General features: G+C 49.9%; 1 protein-coding gene. It reads right to left on the bottom strand.

Features of this window, described 5'->3' with window-relative positions; translation table 11 throughout:
- Window positions 1–110 precede the first annotated feature (110 nt).
- Window positions 111–917, bottom strand: coding sequence for a DNA adenine methylase (locus PPOP_RS16010; RefSeq protein ID WP_093471075.1), 807 nt, complete (start codon window positions 915–917; stop codon window positions 111–113).
- Window positions 918–934: the final 17 nt, after the last annotated feature.

Here is a 934-nt window from a genome sequence, read left to right as displayed (position 1 = left end):
AGCGATTACTTTTTCCTTTACTTTCTCGCATTCGTCGCATTTTTTCATTGATTTTAATTCCATTTCCATCGTTCTACTCTCTCCCTTAGGGCGCTGTAGCGCCCATAGATTTATAGATTCAACACGAGCTGACCGGACTGCGACACAGCGACGGGGTTAATCCAAAGCACTTCGGTGCGATCCCGTCCCCCTTCGGCCTGAGCAGTTCGCGTCTCTCGTTTCCAATATTTCAACCGATCGTTGTACATTGGGTGGTCATATCCACTCAGCAAGACCGGTCCAGAATGCGCGTTTAAAGCCTCCAAAAGCTCGATGTGGTCGTCTTCGGTCATCTCGTGCCGGTACATCCGATTATTGCGGGTTGATAGGATATACGGTGGGTCTGCATATATCAGGACATCATCCCTGTTATGGCGTTCTATTAATTTCACTGCTGGCTGCTGCTCGAGCTGGACCCCTTTCAACCTTCCGGTGACAGATAGTATTTTCTCGGGCATCTCGTGCCATTGGCGGACTATCCGGGGACCGTTATGGTCGATAATATGCCTCCATCCGGTGCGGTCCGATGTCTTCACGCCTCGAGCCATCCAGCAGCGGACAAGAAATCTTCTAGCGCGTTCGAGCTCGTCCGCAACCGATTCATATGAGATGTAGTATTCCTCACGGCTGTACGGTGTCCAGTGTACGAGATGCGCCAATTCCTGTGGCCTGTCACGTATGACTTGAAAGAGATTAATTACATCTCCGTCCAAGTCATTAATTGTTTCGAGTAATGACGGCGACTTGTTGAAGAATACCGCTCCTGATCCGAAGAAAGGTTCCAGGTATGTCGCATGTCGCGGCATGTTATTTATGATCCAGTCCGTCATGGACCACTTGCTACCTGGGTAATGCAAAATCCGTGGGATGCTGCTCAAAGTCTCCCCTCCTTGCT

It is taken from the genome of Paenibacillus popilliae ATCC 14706, assembly GCF_000315235.1.
Lineage (GTDB): Bacteria > Bacillota > Bacilli > Paenibacillales > Paenibacillaceae > Paenibacillus_B > Paenibacillus_B popilliae.
This window is presented reverse-complemented; position numbering and strand designations above follow the sequence as displayed.